This window comes from Sorangiineae bacterium MSr12523, from assembly GCA_037157775.1.
GTDB lineage: Bacteria > Myxococcota_A > Polyangia > Polyangiales > Polyangiaceae > Pendulispora > Pendulispora brunnea.
Genome location: CP089982.1, coordinates 9,181,282 through 9,199,934, shown reverse-complemented (window position 1 = coordinate 9,199,934; position 18,653 = coordinate 9,181,282). Strand labels below are relative to the sequence as shown.

General features: G+C 64.3%; 9 protein-coding genes. 3 read left to right on the top strand and 6 right to left on the bottom strand.

The annotated features are described in order from the left end of the window. Nucleotides 1-68: 68 nt before the first annotated feature. Both LZC95_35770 and LZC95_35765 read left to right on the top strand, forming a co-directional pair. Complete coding sequence (locus LZC95_35770; protein WXA91797.1) at nt 69-11,837, top strand: tetratricopeptide repeat protein; 11,769 nt, start codon at nt 69-71, stop codon at nt 11,835-11,837. A 117-nt stretch (nt 11,838-11,954) separates the two neighbouring features. Beyond that, entirely contained in the window at nt 11,955-12,953 is a 999-nt protein-coding gene (locus LZC95_35765; protein ID WXA91796.1) for a hypothetical protein, read from the top strand. 60 nt (nt 12,954-13,013) lie between these two features. Here LZC95_35765 and LZC95_35760 read toward each other — a convergent pair whose 3' ends face one another. The 5 genes from LZC95_35760 to LZC95_35740 all read right to left on the bottom strand — a co-directional run bounded on the left by LZC95_35760 (nt 13,014) and on the right by LZC95_35740 (nt 16,848). After that, complete coding sequence (locus tag LZC95_35760) at nt 13,014-13,523, bottom strand: GNAT family N-acetyltransferase (GenBank protein ID WXA91795.1); 510 nt, start codon at nt 13,521-13,523, stop codon at nt 13,014-13,016. A gap of 19 nt (nt 13,524-13,542) precedes the next feature. After that, nucleotides 13,543-14,301 (bottom strand): trypsin-like serine protease, encoded by a 759-nt coding sequence (locus LZC95_35755; protein ID WXA91794.1) that lies wholly within the window; start codon nt 14,299-14,301, stop codon nt 13,543-13,545. A gap of 80 nt (nt 14,302-14,381) precedes the next feature. After that, entirely contained in the window at nt 14,382-15,134 is a 753-nt protein-coding gene (locus LZC95_35750) for a trypsin-like serine protease (protein WXA91793.1), read from the bottom strand. Nucleotides 15,135-15,242: 108 nt separating this feature from the next. Beyond that, on the bottom strand, nt 15,243-16,076 hold the full coding sequence (locus tag LZC95_35745) for an SDR family NAD(P)-dependent oxidoreductase (protein ID WXA91792.1): 834 nt from the start codon (nt 16,074-16,076) through the stop codon (nt 15,243-15,245). Nucleotides 16,077-16,107: 31 nt separating this feature from the next. Then, a complete protein-coding gene (locus tag LZC95_35740; GenBank protein ID WXA91791.1) occupies nt 16,108-16,848 on the bottom strand; it encodes an SDR family oxidoreductase in 741 nt (246 codons plus the stop codon). A gap of 97 nt (nt 16,849-16,945) precedes the next feature. Between LZC95_35740 and LZC95_35735 the strand changes: the two genes are divergently transcribed. Beyond that, the gene (locus LZC95_35735) at nt 16,946-17,521 is read left to right on the top strand and encodes a TetR/AcrR family transcriptional regulator (GenBank protein WXA91790.1); all 576 of its coding nucleotides are present in this window, start codon (nt 16,946-16,948) and stop codon (nt 17,519-17,521) included. A gap of 261 nt (nt 17,522-17,782) precedes the next feature. Here LZC95_35735 and LZC95_35730 read toward each other — a convergent pair whose 3' ends face one another. After that, on the bottom strand, nt 17,783-18,538 hold the full coding sequence (locus LZC95_35730) for a trypsin-like serine protease (protein WXA91789.1): 756 nt from the start codon (nt 18,536-18,538) through the stop codon (nt 17,783-17,785). Nucleotides 18,539-18,653 lie beyond the last annotated feature (115 nt).

Sequence of the window (18,653 nt, the reverse complement as noted above, 5' to 3'; positions counted from 1 at the left end):
AATTCGAGCCTCCCTAGTGTATGGGGGAGAGGCGGCCGCATGCCGGTTGTAATAGCCGAGGGATTTTCATGGATCTGCAAACGCGTATTTCGCTACTCGAGGCCAACCGGGATTGGCAGGGGCTGATCGAGGAGCTGGAGAAGGGCATCGCCTCTGCGGGGCAGAACGTCGCAAAGGCTGCATTCCATCTCCGCTTGGGGCGCATCCTGGACGGCAAGTTCCTCCTGGGCGTCAAGGCGCTCAAACATTTTCAGGATGCCTACAAGCTCAACCCGCAGTTGACCGAAAGCCTCGAGGCCGCGCGCGGCATTTATTGGGACCTCGGCAAGCTGAACATGGTCCAGAAGCTCATCGAGTTGGAGCTCAAGGCCGTGCAGCAGGGCATGCCGGCGAGCCTCCTCCTCTGCGACCTGGGCGACGTGCTTTGCGACGTGGGCGATTACGACAAGGCGACGGCCACCTACGCCCGTAGCCTCGCGGCCAGCGGCGGCGCCAACAAAGAGGCGAGCGCATGCCTCGAGGACGTGCAGGCCGAGAGCGGCTCGTGGCAAGCGCAAGTTGCCGCTTTGCTTCGCGCAGGCCAAGCGGAGACGCACTCCAAGGCCAAGGCCCGCCTCTTTTTGCGCGCTGCGCGAATCACCAAGCGCTTTGCCCCGGACGAGGCGGAGCTTCAGCTCGGGCGCGCGTACGCGGCCGATCCGCTGTCGAAGCCGACGGCAGCCGTCTTCGAGGGCCTGCTCTCCGAGCAGGGGAAGCTCGACGAGCTCGAGTCGATCCAGCAAGAGGTCCTCTCGCAGGTGAGCGATCGCCGCGAGCGCGCGGAGTACGCGATGATGTTCGGCAAGCGCTGGGTGCAGCGCCACCAGAACATCGACATCGGTGCGCGATTCCTCGAGGCCGCGGTCAAGTTGGATCCGGACAACGAGGGCGCCTTCCACTTCCTGCGCGATGCGTACGGCAAAAAGGGCGGCGATTGGAATCGCGTGCTCACCTTGGCCGAGGAAGCGGCCACGCACGCGGGCGAGAACGGCAATGCGACGTTCCTGCTGGTGCAGGCGGGAACGATTGCTTGGCGCGAGATGGGCAATTTGATCCGCGCGCGCACGTCGTTCGAGCGCCTGGTGACGATTGCGCCGGAACACCCGCAGCTGCGCGCGTTCGAAGCGCAGATTGGTGAATCGCTTCACAAGCCGAAGGCGATTCCGCAGGACGACGTGGCTTCCATCGTGCCTCCTCCGCACGTGTCGGAGCGTCCTCCTGCATCGGAGGGAGTAAGCCTTTTGGATCGCGGCCTCCCCGAGATCGCGCCTCCGCCGCCCCCGCCGACCGATGTCGTCACCGAGCCGGCGCGCCCCGCGACCAGCGATGCGCCGTCGGCGGATCCCGAGGTGACCGTCGGCGAGACGACCGAGCAGGTCTCGATGGTCGACGAGGAGGAGATCGGCCTCGTCGAATCGGTGTCGCCGCCTCCCTTGGTTGCGCCGCCTGCGCCGCCGCCGCCCGTTCCGTCGTCGCCGTCGCTGCAGCAGGCGTCGCCGGCCCCGCCGGCCGTGCGCACGTCGTCGCAGCAGCTTTCCGCGGTGGGGCCCGCGAGTGCGCGCTTGCCGGTGCCTCCGCCGTCCACACCCGTGGTCACGGACATCAGCACGCCGCGCATTTCGACGCGTCCCGAGGCCGCTGCGCCGGCCACCGAGCCGCCGCCGGCGAAGCTCACGAGCGTGCCGCCGCCGGCCGCCGCCGCATCGCAGCCTCCGCCTGCGGATGAAGGAAAGATTGCCGAGCTGCGCGCCCTCGCGCAGAAGCAAGAGAGCTCGAAGCGCTTCAACGAGTACGTGAAGACGCTCTTGCAGCTCGCCGCGGCCGTTCCCGATGCGGACGAGAAGGTCTCGCTCTACATGAAGGCCGGCGAGCTTTACGTCACCAAGTTCGCCAATCAGGCGGAGGCGGTGAAGGCCTACGAGCAAGTGCTGCTGCTGCAGCCGGAGAACTCGACGGCCGTCGACTACCTGCGGCAGATGTACGAGAAGCGCCGCGATTGGGAAAAGCTCCTCGGGCTCGAGCGGCGTGAGGCAGAGGCCCTTCCGCCGGGCAGCGCCCGCGCGGCGAAGTACCTGGAGATTGCGAAGCTCGCCACCGAGCGCGTGAAGAAGCCCGACGTGTGCATCGTTCTCTGGAACGAGGTGCTCGCGAGCGATGACTCCAACGCCGAGGCCCTCGGCGCGCTCTCCATGCTGTACGAGCGCTCCAAGGATTACGAGAAGCTCGCCGACGTGCTCCAGCGCCAAGCGGAGATCACGTACGACCCGAAGCAGAAGGTCGCCACGCTCACCAAGCTGGGCACCATCTTCGGCGATCGCCTGAACAACGACGAAGGCGCGGTCCAGGCCTGGCGTCAGCTTTTGGCCATCGACCCGTCGGATCGCAAGGCGCAAGAGGCCCTCAAGAAGAAGTACCTCGCGCTCGGTCGCTGGGACGATCTCGAGGTCTTCTACGCCGAGACGGGCAAGTGGGACGAGTTCATTCGCGTCCTCGAGCAGCAAGAAGGCAAGGAGCCGGAGCCGGCGGCCAAGATTGGTCTGCTCTTCAAGATTGCCCAGCTGTGGGCGGACAAGAAGCAGAAGAACGATCGCGCCGCCAAGGCCTACGAGAAGGTGCTCGACCTCGAGCCGAGCAACCTCCAAGCCGCCGAAGCGCTCATTCCGATCTACACCGCGTCGAACAACAGCAAGGCGCTCGCCAACGTCATCGAGGTCAAGCTCGGTCACGTCGAAGATCCGGACATCAAGCTGCAGCTTTTCCGCGAGGTGGCTGCGCTTTACGAGGGCCGGGTTCGCGATCCCGAGCGCGCGTTCCAGCGTTACCTGTCGGCGTTCGAGCTCGCACCGCACGATGAGCAAGCGGCGCAGGACGTCGAGCGCGCCGCCAAGATCACCGGCGGCTGGGACAAGTTGATCGAGAGCTACACGCGCGCCATCGACGCGGCGAGCCTCGAGCACAATGCGGAATTGGTCATCGTCCTGCGCCTGAAGCTCGGTCGCATCCTCATCGACGAGGTGGGGCGCATCGACGACGCGCTGGCGGCGTACCGTTCCGTGTACGAGGCGGACGGGGAGAACCAAGAGGCGCTGTCGGCCCTCGAGCGGCTCTATCGTGAGACGTCGCGCTACAACGAGCTTCTCGGAATCTACGAGAAGAAGCGGGATCTCGCGCACGATCACCAAGAGAAGAAGACGATCAACTACGAGATCGCCAAACTCTACGAGACGGAGATCAAGGACGTCGATCGCGCGATCGATACCTACAACGCCGTTCTCGAGGACGAGGCGACGGACGCGCGTGCCCTGGCGGCCCTCGACGTCCTCTACGGGCACCTCGAACGCTGGCAGCCGTACGTCGATACGTTGCGCCGCCGCATCGAGTTGGACAACCCCGAGGCCCAGCTCATCGATCTCAAGTTCCGGCTCGGCACCGCGCTCGAGAAGCACCTCGACGATGCGGCGGGCGCGCTGGAGAATTACCGCGAGATCCTCTTCATCAATCCGCAGCACGAGGGTGCACGCCTCGCGCTGGAGGCGATGCTCGGCCACTTCACCTTGAAGGCTGATGCCGCCGCCATCCTCGAGAACATCTACGAGGAGCGGCGCGATTGGGAGAAGCTCATCGAGGCGCTCGAGATTCTCGCGGTGAGCGAGAACGACATTCAGCGCCGCGTCCAACTCAAGAGGAAGATTGCGCGCATCAGCACGCAGTCGCTCTTCAACCACCCGCGCGCTTTCGAGGCGCTGTCGGCCGCTCTGCGGGACGATCCCGCGCTGCGCGACACGCGTTTCGAAATCGAGCAGGTGGCCGACGTCTCCGAGTCGTGGCGCCAGTTGGTCATGCTCTACGAGCACATTGCCGCAGAGCTCAGTGATGCGGCGCTCGCGCGTGAATACTGGATGAAGGTCGGCGCCATCGACGAGCGACTCGGTGAAGTCGACGCGGCGGCGCGCGGTTACAACCAGGTGCTCACGCTCGATGCGGCCGACGCCGAGGCGCTCTCCGCGTTGGAGCAGCTCTTCACGCGCACCGAGCGCTGGCTGGACTTGATCAACGTCATCCAGCGGCGCATCGACCTGGCCGTCGTTCCCGACGAGCGCGAAGCGCTGCTCGTGCAGACTGCACGCATTTACGACGAGCAGCTGCACGATCCGCACGAGGCCGTGTCCTCGTTCCGCAAGGTGCTCGAGCTCGATCCGTCGAGCCTGCGCGCACTCGCCGCGTTGGATGCGCTCTTCAGCCGCCAGCGCATGTGGACGGAGCTGGCCGAGAACCTCGAGGCACAGCTCGCACTGGCCACGGACGAGCAGGCGCAGCTCGCGCTCATGCTCCGGCTCGCGTCTTTGCGCGAGACCGAGATGGGCCAGATCGACGTGGCCATCGAGGGCTACCGCCAGGTGCTCGAGCGCGAGCCGACGAACGAGCAGGCGCTCGCAGCGTTGGAGCGGCTCGGCCAGGACCCGAAGTACGAGCTCACCATCGCCGATCTGCTCGAGCCGCTTTACCGGCACTTGGGCGATTACCAGAAGCTCATTGGCGTCCACGAAGTGCAGGTGCGTCGCAGCGACGATGCGATGCGCCGGGTGGAGCTGCTGCACCAGATCGCCGAGCTGTACGAAGGTGCGGCGGGCGATCTCGATTCGTCCTTCGCGACCTTGGCGCGGGCCCTCAAAGAGGATCCGGGCAGCGCGGAAACGCAGCAGGGACTCGACCGCGTGGCGCGCGCCACGGGGCGGTTCGAGGATCTCGCGCAGGTGTTCCAGAACTTGGCGGCGGAGACCACGCCGTCCGAGGAGGGCGGTCTCACCGAGCTTCCCAGCTCGCTCTACATGATGAGCGCGCGCGTCTACGAGTACGATCTCGGAGAGGTCGACACGGCGGTGTCGCTCTACCGACGCGTGCTGGAGATTGCGCCGGGTCACCTGTCCGCGGCGGAGTCGCTGGAGCGCCTGTTCCGCGCGACGGAGCGTTACGCGGATCTGTCGCTCATCCTGCAGAAGAAGGCGGACATCCTCGAGGACCTGGCCGAGAAGAAGGAAGCGCTCTTCCAGGCCGCGGCCATCGAGGAAGACGTCCTCGAGCAGCCCGAGGCGGCGATTGCCGTCTACAACAAGGTCATCGACCTCGACAGCGACGACGTTCGCGCGCTCGATGCGTTGATCAAGCGCTACCTGGGCCTGTCGCGCTGGGCCGACTTGATGCGCATCTACGCGAAGAAGGCCGACCTGGTCGTCGACGCGGACGAGAAGAAGCGCATCTTCTACCAAGTCGGCGCGGTCTACGAGCACGAGCTCGGCGACGTCGAGAACGCGATCGACACGTACAACAAGATCCTCGAGCTCGATCCGGACGATCTGCAAGCGCTCTCGCGTTTGGACGTCCTCTACGAGCAGGCGCAGAACTGGCAAGAGCTGCTCGGCATCCTGACCCGCGAAAGCGAGATGACCGCCGACTCGGCGGAGGCCATCAGCTTCCAGTACCGCATCGCGGATCTGTACGAGAAGCGCCTCGACGACGTGCAGCGGGCCATCGAGCTCTATCGCGAGATCTTGCAGCAGATGCCCGATCACACGCCGACCTTGCAGGCCCTCGAGGGCCTCAAGTCGGGCGACCGCGATCCGCTCGGTGCGGCCGCGGTGCTCGAGCCGGTGTACGAGGCGGTCAGCGATTGGCCGCGCCTCATCAGCGTGCACGAAGTGCAGGTGCAGCACGCGAGCGACCCGTTCCAGAAGGTGGACCTGCTCCACCGGATTGCGCGCCTCTACGAAGACGCGCTGGACAATCACCATTCGGCGTTCGACACGTACGCGCGGGCCTTGTCGCTGGACAATGGCAACGAGCTCACGCTGCAGAACCTCGAGCGGCTCGCGATGGTCGTGAATCGCTGGCCGGAGGTGGGGCGCCTCTACGATGCGGAGCTCGACAAGCTGATCGAGACGCCGGATCGGTTGGTGGAGCTCGGGCTGCGCACGGCGCAGATCTACGAGATGCAGCTCGACGACGTCGACAGCGCGATTGCGCGCTTCCGGCGCGTGACCGACGCCGACATGGAGAACCAGACGGCGATCCGCTCGCTCGATCGGCTCTTCCTGCAGACGGAGCGCTGGCACGATCTCGCGAGTGTTCTCGAGCGCGAGGCCGAGATTGGCCAGACGCCGGACGAGATCCTCGAGTTCAAGTACCGTTTGGGCCAGGTCGAGGAGACGCGGCTCGGCAACTTGGATGCGGCGATTTCGGCGTACCGAGACGTCATCAATGCGGCGCCGGAGCACGAGCATACGCTCGAGGCCCTGGAGCAGATCTTCGCGCGCGGTGAGAAGCAGGTGGAGGTGGCCGAGATCCTCGAGCCGCTCTACCGGCAGATGGGCGAGTGGAACAAGCTCTCCGACGTGATGGAGGCGCAGCTCTCGCACATTCCGCCGCAGCCGGTGGCGGATGCCGCGGGGCTCTTCCACGGTGGAGAAGAGGAGCGCCTGGCGCAGTACTACCGCATCGCGGAGCTGCACGAGGAGAAGCTGCTCGACACGGCGACGACCCTTGCAGTCTACATCCGTTCGCTGAAGGAGTACCCGCTCGACGAGAAGACGGGCGAGGAGATCCCGCGCCTGGCAGCCACCGTCGATGGCGGCTGGGAAGTCGTGGCCAACGCGTACGCCGACGTGCTCAGCGTGCACGAGGACCCGAACGTCCAGCGCATGGTCGGCAAGCGGCTGGCGAAGACCTTCGAGGACGAGCTGGCGGACGTCGGCAAGGCGGAGGAGACGTACAAGTACGTGCTCGGCGTCGAGCCGCTCGACGTCGATGCGCTGGCGAACCTCGATCGGATCTACCTCTCGCTCGAAGCGTGGAGCGAGTTGGCGCAGGTCCTCGAGATGCGCGTGCAGGCGACGACGGACAACCTGGAGCTGGTCGAGCTCTACGCGCGCCTCGGTGAGATTTACGAGACGCGGCTCGAGCAGATCCCGGACGCGATCCGCGCGTACCGGCGCATCTTCGACGACCTCGAGAAGGCGCACGAGGGCGCGATCTTCGCGCTCGGCCGCATCTACGAGGGCCTCGGCAACTGGGCGGAGCTCAATGCGGTGTACGAGCGCGAGCTCGAGAACGCGTCGGGCGATGTGCAGGAGGCGGACATCCGCGCGAAGATCGCGCACTTGGCGAGCTCGAAGCTGGGGCAGCCGGAGCGTGCGATCAACACGTGGAAGGTCGTGCTCGACCTGCGCGGCGAGGATCCGGAGGCGCTCGGCGCCTTGGCGAACCTCTACGAGAACCAGCAGCAGTGGCGGGACCTCGTGGAGATCCTCGAGCGCGAGTACGAGATTGCGCCGAACGACGACGATCGCGTGAACATCCTCACGCGGCGCGCGCGTGTCTTCACCGACAAGCTCGGGCGCGACGAGATGGCGCTCGAGGATTGGAATCGCGTTCTCGACATCGACTACGCGAACCTCGCGGCGCTTCGTGCGATTGCGGCCATCCGCCGCCGCCAGGACGATGCGAACGAGCTCGTGGCCGCGCTCCACCAGATCGTGGACCGCGCCTCGCAGCTCCTCGATTCCGACGAGCTGAAGGAGATCTTCCGCGAGCTCGGTAAGACCTACGGCTCGGAGCTGCAGCAGCCGTACGACGCCGCCGATGCATGGCGCAAGCTGCTCGAGGTGGGGGCCGACTTCGAGGCGATGGATGCGCTCGAAGCGATCTACCGCTCCGAGGAGAAGTGGCCGGACGTCATCGAAGTGAAGATGCTCCGCGCCGACGCCCTCGACGACAAGCACGAGAAGATCGAGGAGTACCGCACGGTCGCTTCGATCTGGACGGATACGCTGCTGGAGCCGGATTCGGCGACCTTGGCGTACCAGAAGATCCTCGACGTCGAGCCGACGAGCCAGGAGGCCTTCACCGAGTTGGAGAAGCGCCATTCGGCCGGCGGGCGGTGGGAGCCGCTCATCGAGCTGTATCTCTCGTGGTTCGAGACGCGCAGCGAGACGCCGGATCGCACGGAGCTTCTGCGCAAGATTGCGCGGGTCTTCGAAGAGCACCTCGACGACAAGAACCAGGCCTTCGTGGCCTTGGTGAACGCGCTCGCGGAAGACTTCCACGATCGCGAGACGGCGAAGTACCTCGAGCGCATGGCGCAAGCCACCGGGCGCTGGGGCGAGCTGATTCAAACGGCGAATGGCTGGCTCAAAGAGCAGACCGAGAACAAGGAGAAGATCCGTCTCTGCCTGCACCTGGCCAAGTGGTACGGCGACGACCTCGGGCACCCCGAGTACGCGCAGCCTTACTACGCGCAGATCGTCGCGCTCGACCCGAACAACGTGGGCGCACTTCGTCAGATGGGGCAGCTGTATCGGAAGAATTCCGATTGGCAGCGCCTCGGGCAATCGCTCACCCGTGCGCTCGATGTCGCGATCAACGACGTCGACCGCAAGGAGATCATGACGGAGCTCGGCGAGCTGCTGGATCAGCAGATGGCGCAGACGGATCAAGCCATCACGCAGTTCCAGCGCGCCCTCGAGGTCGATGGGCTGTACATCCCGGCCCTCGAGAATTTGGAGCGCATCTACGGCTCGCGCGGGCAGAACCGCGATCTCGTGGACGTGCTGTCGCGCAAGGTGCCCGCGCTCTCCGATCCGACGGAGATCGCGAACACCAAGCTGCGCATGGCCGGTCTCTACGAGACGAGCCTGAACGATCCTTCGCGCTCGGCGCAGGTTTACCGCGAGGTGCTCGACATCGACGCGGGCAATCTGCAGGCGATGCGCGGCTTGGTGCGCGTCTACGAGACGCTCAAGCAGTGGCCCGAGTTGGTCCGCGTGCTCGAGGCGGAGCTCGACGTGGTGTCGACGGAACGCGAGCGCATCGATGTGTTGATGCACTTGGCGAAGTTGCAAGAGGAGCACTTCGTCAAGGCGGACATCGCGGCGCAGCGGCTCGAGCAGGTGCTCGAGATCGACCCGAACCACGAGGAGGCGTACTTCGCGCTCGAGCGCAACTACCGCAAGATGCGGCAGTGGCTGGAGCTGATCAACACCTATGAGCGCCATGTCTCGGCGACGAACGACCGCAAGACCAAGGTCGATCTCTACGGGTTCATCGCGCAGGTGTACGCCGACGAGGTGCAGGATGCGGAGCGCGCCATCGACGCGTACCGCAACATCGTCGACCTCGACGAGACGAACATCGAGGCGCTCGACGCGCTGGCGAAGCTCTACGACAAGGAGAACGACGCCGAGCAGTCGATCGAATACATGACGCGCGTGGCGGAGCTCACGCAGGACACGCGGCAGCGCGTGGAAGCGTACTACCGCATCGGCAAGGCCCTCGACGAGAAGCTCGGCGACCGCGTGTCGGCGCAAGAGCGCTACGAGATGGCCATCGACATCGACCCGTCGCACTTGCCGTCGCTCGCGTCGGTGCGTGCGATTGCGATGGACAATGCCGACTACGACAAGGCGGCGCGCTACATCGATCAGGAGCAGAGCTACACCCAGGCGGCGCGTCAGCGGGCGCGTTTGCTGGTGGAACTCGGCAACCTGCGCGAGAACCAGCTCGGCGATCACGAGAGCGCGATTCTGGCCTTCGAGGCTGCGCGCGAGGCGGACGACGAGAACGAAGATGCCGCGATGCCGCTCATCGACGAGTACATCGCGCGCGAAGAGTGGGACAAGGCGGAGCCGTTGCTCGATCTGGTGGTGCGCAAGGCCAGCAAGCGCGATCGGATGGAGCAGCACGATCTGAACAACAAGCTCGGCCAGGTCTGCTCGGCATTGGGCAAGGATGACAAGGCGCTCAAGGCGTACTTGGCGGCCCACCAGCTCGATCTGACCGACCAAGTGACCATTCGCGGTTTGGCGGAGGTGTCCTTCCGTCTGCGCGATTGGGGTGCGGCGCTCACCAACTTCCAGAAGGTGCTGACGTCGCTCTCCGAGAGCGAGACCGAGGAGCGCGCGAACGTCTACTACAAGCTCGGTTGCATCAAGCGCGAGCAGGGGCAGCCGAAGCAGGCGATCAACAACTTCGAGAAGGCGCTCGGTGTCGACACGGGGCATCGGCCGACGCTCGAAGCGTTGGTGGGCCTGTACGCGGAGCTCAAGGACTGGAAGCAGGTCGTCGCGTACAAGCGGCAGATCCTCGACAACGTGTACGAGGGCGACGAGCGCTTCAAGATGCTGGGCGAAATTGCGGACATCTGGAACGACCAGGATCGCAATCCGCACAAGGCGATCGAGGCATTGGAGGAGGCGCGGGACATCAAGCCCGACAGCCATCCGCTACTGCACAAGTTGCTCGCGCTGTACCAGTCGACCGAGAACTGGTCGAAGATGATCGATACCATCCAGCAGATTTCCGAGCTGGAGAAGGATCCGGTCCGCAAGAGCAAGTTCATCTACACGATGGCGCAGATCTACCGCGACAAGGAAGGCGATCACGATCGCGCGGTGGAGCTGTTCAACGAGGCGCTCGATCTGAATCCGACGTTCTTGGAAGCGTTCGAGCGCATCAACAAGATCCTCACGGCGAAGAAGGATTGGAAGGCGCTGGAGCGAGCATTCCGAAAGATGCTGCGGCGTCTCTCGAGCGCGAACGCCAACAATCCGGACCTCGAATACAACCTGTGGCACAACCTTGGGTTGATCTACCGGGATCGCTTGAACGATGTGGCGAGCGCCATCGAGGCGTTCAAGATGGCGACGCGCTACAAGCCCGACGAGGCGGTGGAGCGGCAGATTCTGGCCGAGCTTTTCGAGGCGACGGACCAGATGGAGGCGGCCATCGGCGAGCATGCCATCGTGCTGCAGAAGGATCCGATGCGGGTCGACCCGTACCGCTCCTTGTACAAGCTGTACTTGAAGCAGCACGAGTACGATCGCGCGTGGTGCATGTGCGCGGCCCTGGCGTTCCTGCACAAGGCGGACGAGGAAGAGCAGCGCTTCTTCGAGGATTATCGCCCGCGCGGGATGATCCAGGTGAAGAGCCGGCTCGACAACGAGCAGTGGGTGAAGAATCTCTTCCACAAGGACGAGAACATCTACATCGGGAAGATCTTCGAGATGATCACGCCGGCCGCGATCGTCGCGAAGACGAACCAACTGCGGGCTTCGCGGCAGCTGCCGGTGCTCGACAAGCGGTTCAAGCAGGATCCGGCGACGAGCACCGTGACGTTTGCCAAGACGTTCGGCTGGGCGGCGCAGGTTCTCGGTGTGAATCTGCCCGAGCTCTACGTGCGCAACGACGTGGCGGGTGCGCTGGTGGCGGTTCCGGCTTCACCGCCGGCAAGCGTCGCCGGTCAGACGGTGCTCACGGGCTTCACGCCGCAGGAGCTCACGTTCATCGTGGGCAAGCACCTCTCGTATTACCGCGGTGAGCACTACATCAAGAACTTGTTCCCGACGTTGAACGAGCTGAAGGTGATGCTCTTCGCGGCGATCAAGATCGTGATGAACGACTTCTCCGTTCCGGCGGAGATGGCGCAAGCTGTCGGGCAGACGGCGCAAGAGTTGGTGAAGTTCATGCAGCCGGTCCAGCGCGATGCGCTGCGCTTGGTGGTGCAGCGCTTCATCGAGGACGGCGCCAAGGCCGACTTGAAGCGGTGGATGCAGATGGTCGAAGTGACTTCGACGCGCGCGGGGTTGCTACTTTGCGCAGACCTGGAGATCGCGAAGAAGATCATCAGCGCCGAGCCGCAGTTGCCGGGCGATCTGGCACCGGCGGACAAGCTGAAGGAGCTCATCGTCTTCAGCGTGAGCGAGCAGTACTTCACGCTGCGCAAGACGCTGGGCATCGCGGTCGGCTAAGAGGATTGAACAGGGAGGCGGGGAGGCGGGGAGGTTTTTTGGTTGGGTGCCGTTGACCCAATCCGAAAGCCTTTCCTACCTTTGTGTCTTCCTGTTTTGATTTTTCGGATCTCGTGAATGCTCGAGCCGGGTGGTCCTGAGGTTTGGGGATCTGCGGATTGGCGCGCGCAGGCGGTGGCTTGGTTGGACGAGCGGCTCGCTGCGGTGGGAATCGAGCGAACCGGTGAGGTCGAACAGCCTCACCTGCGACCGTGGGCGACGGCGCTGAAGGTGCCGACGAGTCGCGGGATCGTGTGGCTCAAAGCGGCGGGGCCGGGGACCGCTTTCGAAGTCGCGTTGTACGAGCTTCTTCATCGTGTGGTGCCGGAGCGGGTGCTGACGCCCATCGCCGTCGATGCATCGCGTGGTTGGATCGCGCTTCCAGATGGGGGGCCTTTGTTGGGGGATGTCGCCCGCGAGAATCTGCCCGAAGCGTTGGTGGCGGTGGTGCCGGAGTACGGGCAGCTCCAGCGCGACCTTGCGCCGCACGTGGATGCGCTGTTGGCCGTCGGGGTCACGGATATGCGCCCCGCCATCATGCCGACGCGCTTCGACGAAGCCTGTTCGGTCGTGCGGGCTCTGGTCGACCGCAGCGGTAGCGCGGCTGAGCGACACACGGTGTCGCGCATCTCGGAGTGCCGCGACACCTTCGTCTCGTGGTGCGAGCAGCTTGCCAGTGCACCCGCCTCGCCGACGCTGGATCACAACGATCTTCACCCTTGGAACATTCTGGCCCCGCACCTCGAAAGCGATCGCGCTCGATTTTACGACTGGGGAGACAGCGTCGTTGCGCACCCATTCGGCGGCATGCGGATCACATTGACCTCTCTTGGCGATCACTTGCGCACCAACGCGAGCGACCCAAGAATCACGCGCGTCCGCGACGCCTACCTCGAGGCATTCAGCGATCTCGCCCCGCGCGCCGATCTCGCTACTGCATTCGAACTCTCGTGCCGAATCAACAAAGTGATCCGCACCCTCACCTGGGCCCGCGCCGTGAACGCAACGGGCACCCCCGACGAATTCACCCGCGCCCCCTTGCATACGCTCTCGTCCCTGTTCGATCCCCCGGACTAACGAGCGCACCGCTCACCATCACAAAACCTTCCCGCCTTCCCGCCTTCATGTGAATTCTCTCTATCGAACACCCCCGCCCACGCGTTTCACATAGCGCTGGCACGGCACGGGGATCGGCTCGGCCGCGCCGCCGGCCATGTATTCGAAGAGGCCGTCGTCGACCCAGCCTTGGCGCTCGTAGAACTTGCGCGCGCGTCCGTTGCCGGGGGCGACGGCGAGCCAGGCGCGTTCGTGCCCGTTGGCGGCGACGAGTCGCTCGGCCTCGCCGAGAAGGAAGCCAGCGATGCCGCTGCCGCGGCGGTGGTTGGACAGGTACACCTGTTCCACCTCGTCGTCGACCACCATGACGAAGCCGACGACCTCGCCCTCGACGACGGCGACCACCGTATCGCCCACGCGTTCCGCGGCGCGCTCGTAGAAGGACGCTTCGGTCCTCGCCACCACGAGCGCGTCGGGAACGTTGCCCAAGTGGCCGTCACGCCAGCCTTCGTACCAAATCCTCGCGACCGTATTGGCGTCGCTGGGGATGGCGGGACGGAGCGTGACCGCGTCTTCGGCGATGGTCGTCATCGTGAACCCGATGCTAGCGCTATGGGAGGTACTGGTCGATGAAGCTCGTATAGAGATCGACCCGCGTGTAGTTCGCCGTCAGCAGACAAAGAACGAGTCCGTAGGACGTCACGCCGACGATGGTCTCCTTGCCGTCGATGTTCAGCAGCGCGGGGCCGCCGGAGTCGCCGTTGCAGGCTTTTTGAAGGAGATTTCCCGTCTCCAGCGTCTTGTCGTTCATCGACACGATGGGCACCGTGACTTGACGCTTCGTGCCGGCGCCGGTCTGCGTCACGCCGTTGTCGAGCCCATAGCCTACGAGCCGCACATTCTTGCCGACGACGCTCGAAGGAAGCGGTGTGCGGATGAACGGAATGGGCGTGATGGTCGTGGGCTGTGCGAGGATCACGACCCCGATGTCGTGTCCATTCGTGAGGTTCGATGCATCGAACGCCGGATCCGCGTGGACCTCCTTCGTGGCGAGCCATTGCGATTGCGGGACCTGTTGGAATACGGGCCCCGGAACCACGTAGTGGATGGCACCCGGATCGACTTCGGTGATGCAGTGGGCCGCCGTGAGAACGACGGTGGGCGCGATCACTTCCCCCGTGCAGAGTGCGCCTTTGGTGGCGCCGGGTGCGCGCGCGTAGACGGCCACGACGGCGGGATCGCCCGGATCGACGGTGCCGCCCACGATTTCGTCCGATGTCTGCGACGTGACGTCAGCGGGCTCGGTCTCCGTGCTGCACCCCGCAGCCAATACCGCCGCCGCCCATGCGAAAAGAACCGCGTGTTTCATCGCTCCCTCCAACTCGCGAAACGGTGTTGGAGATGGGGCGTATCATGGCGGACTCTTCCGTGTCCAGCGGATCTTTGTAGCTACAAATACTGCTCGATGAAATCGGTATAGAGATCGACCCGCGTGTAGAAGGCTTCGAACAGGCAGAAGATGAATCCGTACGACGTGACGCCGACGATCGTCTCCTGGCCATTGATGTCGAGAAACGCGGGGCCGCCCGAGTCACCGCTGCACGCTTTTTGAAACAGGTTGCCCGTCTCCAACGTCACGTCATCGATGGAAACGATGGGGACGTTGACCGTGCGCTTCGTGCCAGCGCCCGTTTGCCGGAATCCGTTGTCGAGGCCGTAGCCCACCAGGCGGACCCGTTGTCCGACCGCATCGACGGGCAACGGTGCTCGCAAAAATGGGAGCGGCCGGATGGTCGTTGGCTGCGCGAGAATCACCACGCCGATGTCGTGCCCAGCCTCGAGGTGTTGCGCATCGAAAGCCGGATCGGCGTGCACCTCCTTCACCGCGAGCCACTGCGACGCGGGAACGCTTTGGAACTTGTTGCCCGGTACCACGTAATGCACGGACCCGGGTGTGACCTCGGTAATGCAGTGAGCGGCCGTGAGAACGACCGTCGGTGAAATCACTTCGCCCGTGCAAAGCGACCCTTTGGTTTCTCCTGGAACGCGCGCATAAACCGCAACGACCGCAGGATCCGCGGCATCTTCGGTGCCGCCCACGATGGCGTCCTGAGACTGGCCGGTCATCTCGGACTCGGCCGCCTCCATGGTGCACGCCACGCACAGCATTGCTGCCGCGCAAATGAATGCGCCCTTCTTCATATATCGATATCCCCCCTCAAGTAACATTCGATTGGATGTGGTGAGGCGGGACTTCGTCGTGCGTGGATGTCGGTGTCCCTTGCATTCGCAACGGACTTGGGACACCCGCTAGCGCAGGAAAGGCGCAGCGAGTTCTTCGGAGACTTTTCGCAGGCGTGTGCGTGCCGTGCGGTCGTAGGCCTGAGGGAGCGGGCGTGCCGTGCGTTGTTGATCGAAATAGAGTCCGTTGGGACCGTCGCTCAACGCGTGACGTGTGACGAAAAGGATCGCGTCGGCGCCTTCTCCCGCGTTTCCCAAGGGCCGGATGCCGGCCTTGCGCACCATGTTCGTGTCGAGGTACGTGCCGGGGTGAAGGGCGTGCGTCTTGATGGCCGGATGACTCTCCGCGAGATCGAAGGTGAACAAGATTTGCGCGAGCTTGCTTCGGCAGTACGCCGACGTTCCCGAATAATGCTGCTCCAGCATCAGGTCGTCGAAATCGATATCTTCCTGACCAATGGATGAAACATGGATGACCGCGCGCGGGATGCGGCCGGCGGCGATGAGGTTTCGCGTCAGCACGAACGGCGCTAGATAATTGACGGCGAAGCGAAGCTCGAATCCGTCCTGGCTGATTTCGCGCTGGCCGCGCTTACCTGTCTGGTCGCCGGTGCCAACTCCCGCGTTGTTGATGAGCACATCGAGTTGGGGCACTTCCGCGACGATGCGTTCTGCGAGCTTCGCGGTCTCCTCGAGCGAAGCAAGATCGGCCTGAAATCCGCGTGGGGCGTTGATGCCGTGTCCGCGCAGGGATGCAAGCGTGCGCTCGATCTTCTCGGCGTTGCGGCCGTGCACGTAGACGATGGCGCCGGCGCGGCCCAGCTCTTCCGCCGTGACGGCGCCGATGCCGTCGGTCGATCCGGTGATGAGAATGTGGAGGCCTTCGAGGGACGTTTCGGGCATGGCGCTATTCTGGGGTGGTTGGAGGGACGCGTCACGCTCTTGAAGCAGTAAGACGATGTCCGCCGTCGATTTCATAGACCGAGCCGGTAACGAAACCGGCATGCGCGAGGAACCAGACGAGTTCCGCGACCTCCTCCGGCGTGCCCACGCGGCGGACCGGCAAGTTGGCGCGTGCGCGCTCGAAAAAGCCGGCTTTGACGTCGGCCGGCACTGTGTCCCACCACGGTGTGTCGATCACGCCCGGTGAAATGCCGTTGACGCGAATCGGCGCGAGCTCCAACGCCAAGACGGGGATGACCGCCTCGATGGCGGCGTTGATGGCCGCGAGGCCTGCGGTGCCGGGGGCCACGGATCGCGCGGATGCGGCGCTGATGAAGGTGATCGAGCCACCTTCCTTCTTCAGCGTGGAAAGCGCAGCCTGTGCGACGCTGAGCTGCGGGAAGAACTTGGCCTCGAAGCCCGAGCGCACGTCGTCGAGAGGGAGCTCGCGGAAGGCGCCCGCGCCCTTGCCGCCGCTGAGGGCAATGACGAGGTGATCGAAGGCGCCTTGCGCGTGAAAAAATGCATCGACGTCTTCCCTCCGGGAGGCGTCGACCGATGCGACTTCCACGCCGCCCACTCGCCCGCGAAGGGCTTCGAGCTTTCGCCCATCGCGCCCGACGGCCACTGCGCGTGCGCCCTGGCGATGCGCCAGGGTGGCCACGGCTTCGCCCACGCCGGAGCTGGCGCCAAATACGATGATGGTTTCACCTTTTCCACTCGGCCCGCTCATGATGGCGCTCCTCTCGTGCAGCTCACGAGGCTATTGTGAGACTGATGGTCTCGAAATATAACGAGACTCGTAGTCTCGTCAACGGGTGGAGCCGCACATGGATCGTCCCAAGGTGGGTCGGAAGCGAAGTGAGGAGTCGAAAACGGCCATTCTCGAGGCCTCTCTGGAGCTTTTGCGCGAGCGCGGGTACGGCAAGGTCACGGCCGATGCCATCGCCGAGCGCGCCGGTGTGGGTAAACAGACGATGTACCGCTGGTGGCCATCGAAAGCCGACGTGGTGCTCGAGGCGCTGACGGAGACGGCGCGCACGTCGATTCTCGAGCGCGATCTCGGCGATCTGGAATCGGATCTGCGCGCGTTCCTCACGGCGACGTTTCGCGCTCTGAACGGGCCGCGCGCCCTCGGGCCGGTGATGCGCGGCCTCATGGCCGAGGCGCAGCTCGACGCCGAGTTCGCCGTTCGCTTTGGCGAGTACATCGCCTGGCGTCGCGCCGTGCTCTCGAGCCTCGTTCAGCGCGCGGTCGAGCGCGGCGAGGTGGCCAAAGGCACGAGCATCGAGACGCTGGTCGATATGCTCTTTGGCGCCATGTGGTACCGGCTCCTGCTGGACCGACCCATAGGCCCAAAGCTCGCGGCGTCCCTCGCCAAGCTGGCCACGCGCGCAGTGCGCTAGCACATAGAAACCGGTCCCCGAATCTGAATGAATCGGAGTCCGAATCAGAATCAGAATCAGAATCGGAATCGGAATCGGAATCGGAATCGGAGTCGGAGTCGGAGTCGGAGTCGGAGTCGGAGTCGGAGTCGGAGTCGGAGTCGGAGTCGGAGTCGGAGTCGGAGTCGGAGTCGGAGTCGGAGTCGGAGTCGGAGTCGGAGTCGGAGTCGGAGTCGGAGTCGGAGTCCGATTCCGAATCAGACCCCGACTCCCGCAGATCGACTACTGCAAATACTGATCAATGAAGGCGGTATACTTGTCCACCCGCGTGTAATAGCCATATCCAAGGCAGTAGATGATGCCGTAGGACGTGACGCCCACGATGGTTTCTTTGCCATCGATCTTCAGGAAGGCGGGGCCGCCCGAGTCGCCGTTGCAGGATTTCTTGCTGAAGGTGCCCGTCTCGAGGGTCTTGTCGTCCATGCTGTTGATCGGGACGGTGACCTCGCGCTTGATGCCGGCGCCGGTTTGCCCGAAGCCGTCGTTCAAACCGTAGCCTACCAGGCGCACACTTTGACCGACGACGCTGTCGGGCAGCGGTGTGCGAACGAAGGGGAGTGGCGCGATGGTCGTGGGCTCTTGGAGAATGAGCACACCGATGTCGTGGCCATTGGGGAGATTCTGCGCGTCGAATTGCGGGTCGGCGTGCGTCTCTTTGACGGCCAGCCATTGCGATTCGGGGACTTCCTTGAATTTGAAGCCCGGAATGACATGATGCACCGAGCCAGGATCGACCTCGGTGATGCAATGCGCGGCGGTGAGCACGACCGTGGGGGAGATGATTTCACCCGTGCAGAGTGCACCCTTCGTGGCACCGGGGACTCTGGCGTAGACGGCAACGACGGCCGGATCGTTCGGATCGTCGACACCACCTATGATCTTTTGGTCGGTCGACTCGTCCGTGGGAGCCTCATTGCGCGCCTCGGCACTGCAACCCGCTGCCAACAGCGCCACCGCCCAAAGCCATGCTTGTTTCATCGCATCCCTCCATCACCACGGCGCACCGGCTTAGCCGTTCGCCTCACGGAAAAAATGGACGACGTGATCCCCCCGTTCCCCCGGGCAGACCCGTCGATGGGTGAAGGAAGGGGCG

Bases quoted from the DNA above. Each gene is read 5' to 3' on its own strand.
- LZC95_35745 (WXA91792.1), bottom strand. From the start codon at position 16,076: ATGCCCGAAACGTCCCTCGAAGGCCTCCACATTCTCATCACCGGATCG.
- LZC95_35765 (WXA91796.1), top strand. From the start codon at position 11,955: ATGCTCGAGCCGGGTGGTCCTGAGGTTTGGGGATCTGCGGATTGGCGC.
- LZC95_35755 (WXA91794.1), bottom strand. From the start codon at position 14,301: ATGAAACACGCGGTTCTTTTCGCATGGGCGGCGGCGGTATTGGCTGCG.
- LZC95_35750 (WXA91793.1), bottom strand. From the start codon at position 15,134: ATGAAGAAGGGCGCATTCATTTGCGCGGCAGCAATGCTGTGCGTGGCG.
- LZC95_35770 (WXA91797.1), top strand. From the start codon at position 69: ATGGATCTGCAAACGCGTATTTCGCTACTCGAGGCCAACCGGGATTGG.
- LZC95_35730 (WXA91789.1), bottom strand. From the start codon at position 18,538: ATGAAACAAGCATGGCTTTGGGCGGTGGCGCTGTTGGCAGCGGGTTGC.
- LZC95_35740 (WXA91791.1), bottom strand. From the start codon at position 16,848: ATGAGCGGGCCGAGTGGAAAAGGTGAAACCATCATCGTATTTGGCGCC.
- LZC95_35735 (WXA91790.1), top strand. From the start codon at position 16,946: ATGGATCGTCCCAAGGTGGGTCGGAAGCGAAGTGAGGAGTCGAAAACG.
- LZC95_35760 (WXA91795.1), bottom strand. From the start codon at position 13,523: ATGACGACCATCGCCGAAGACGCGGTCACGCTCCGTCCCGCCATCCCC.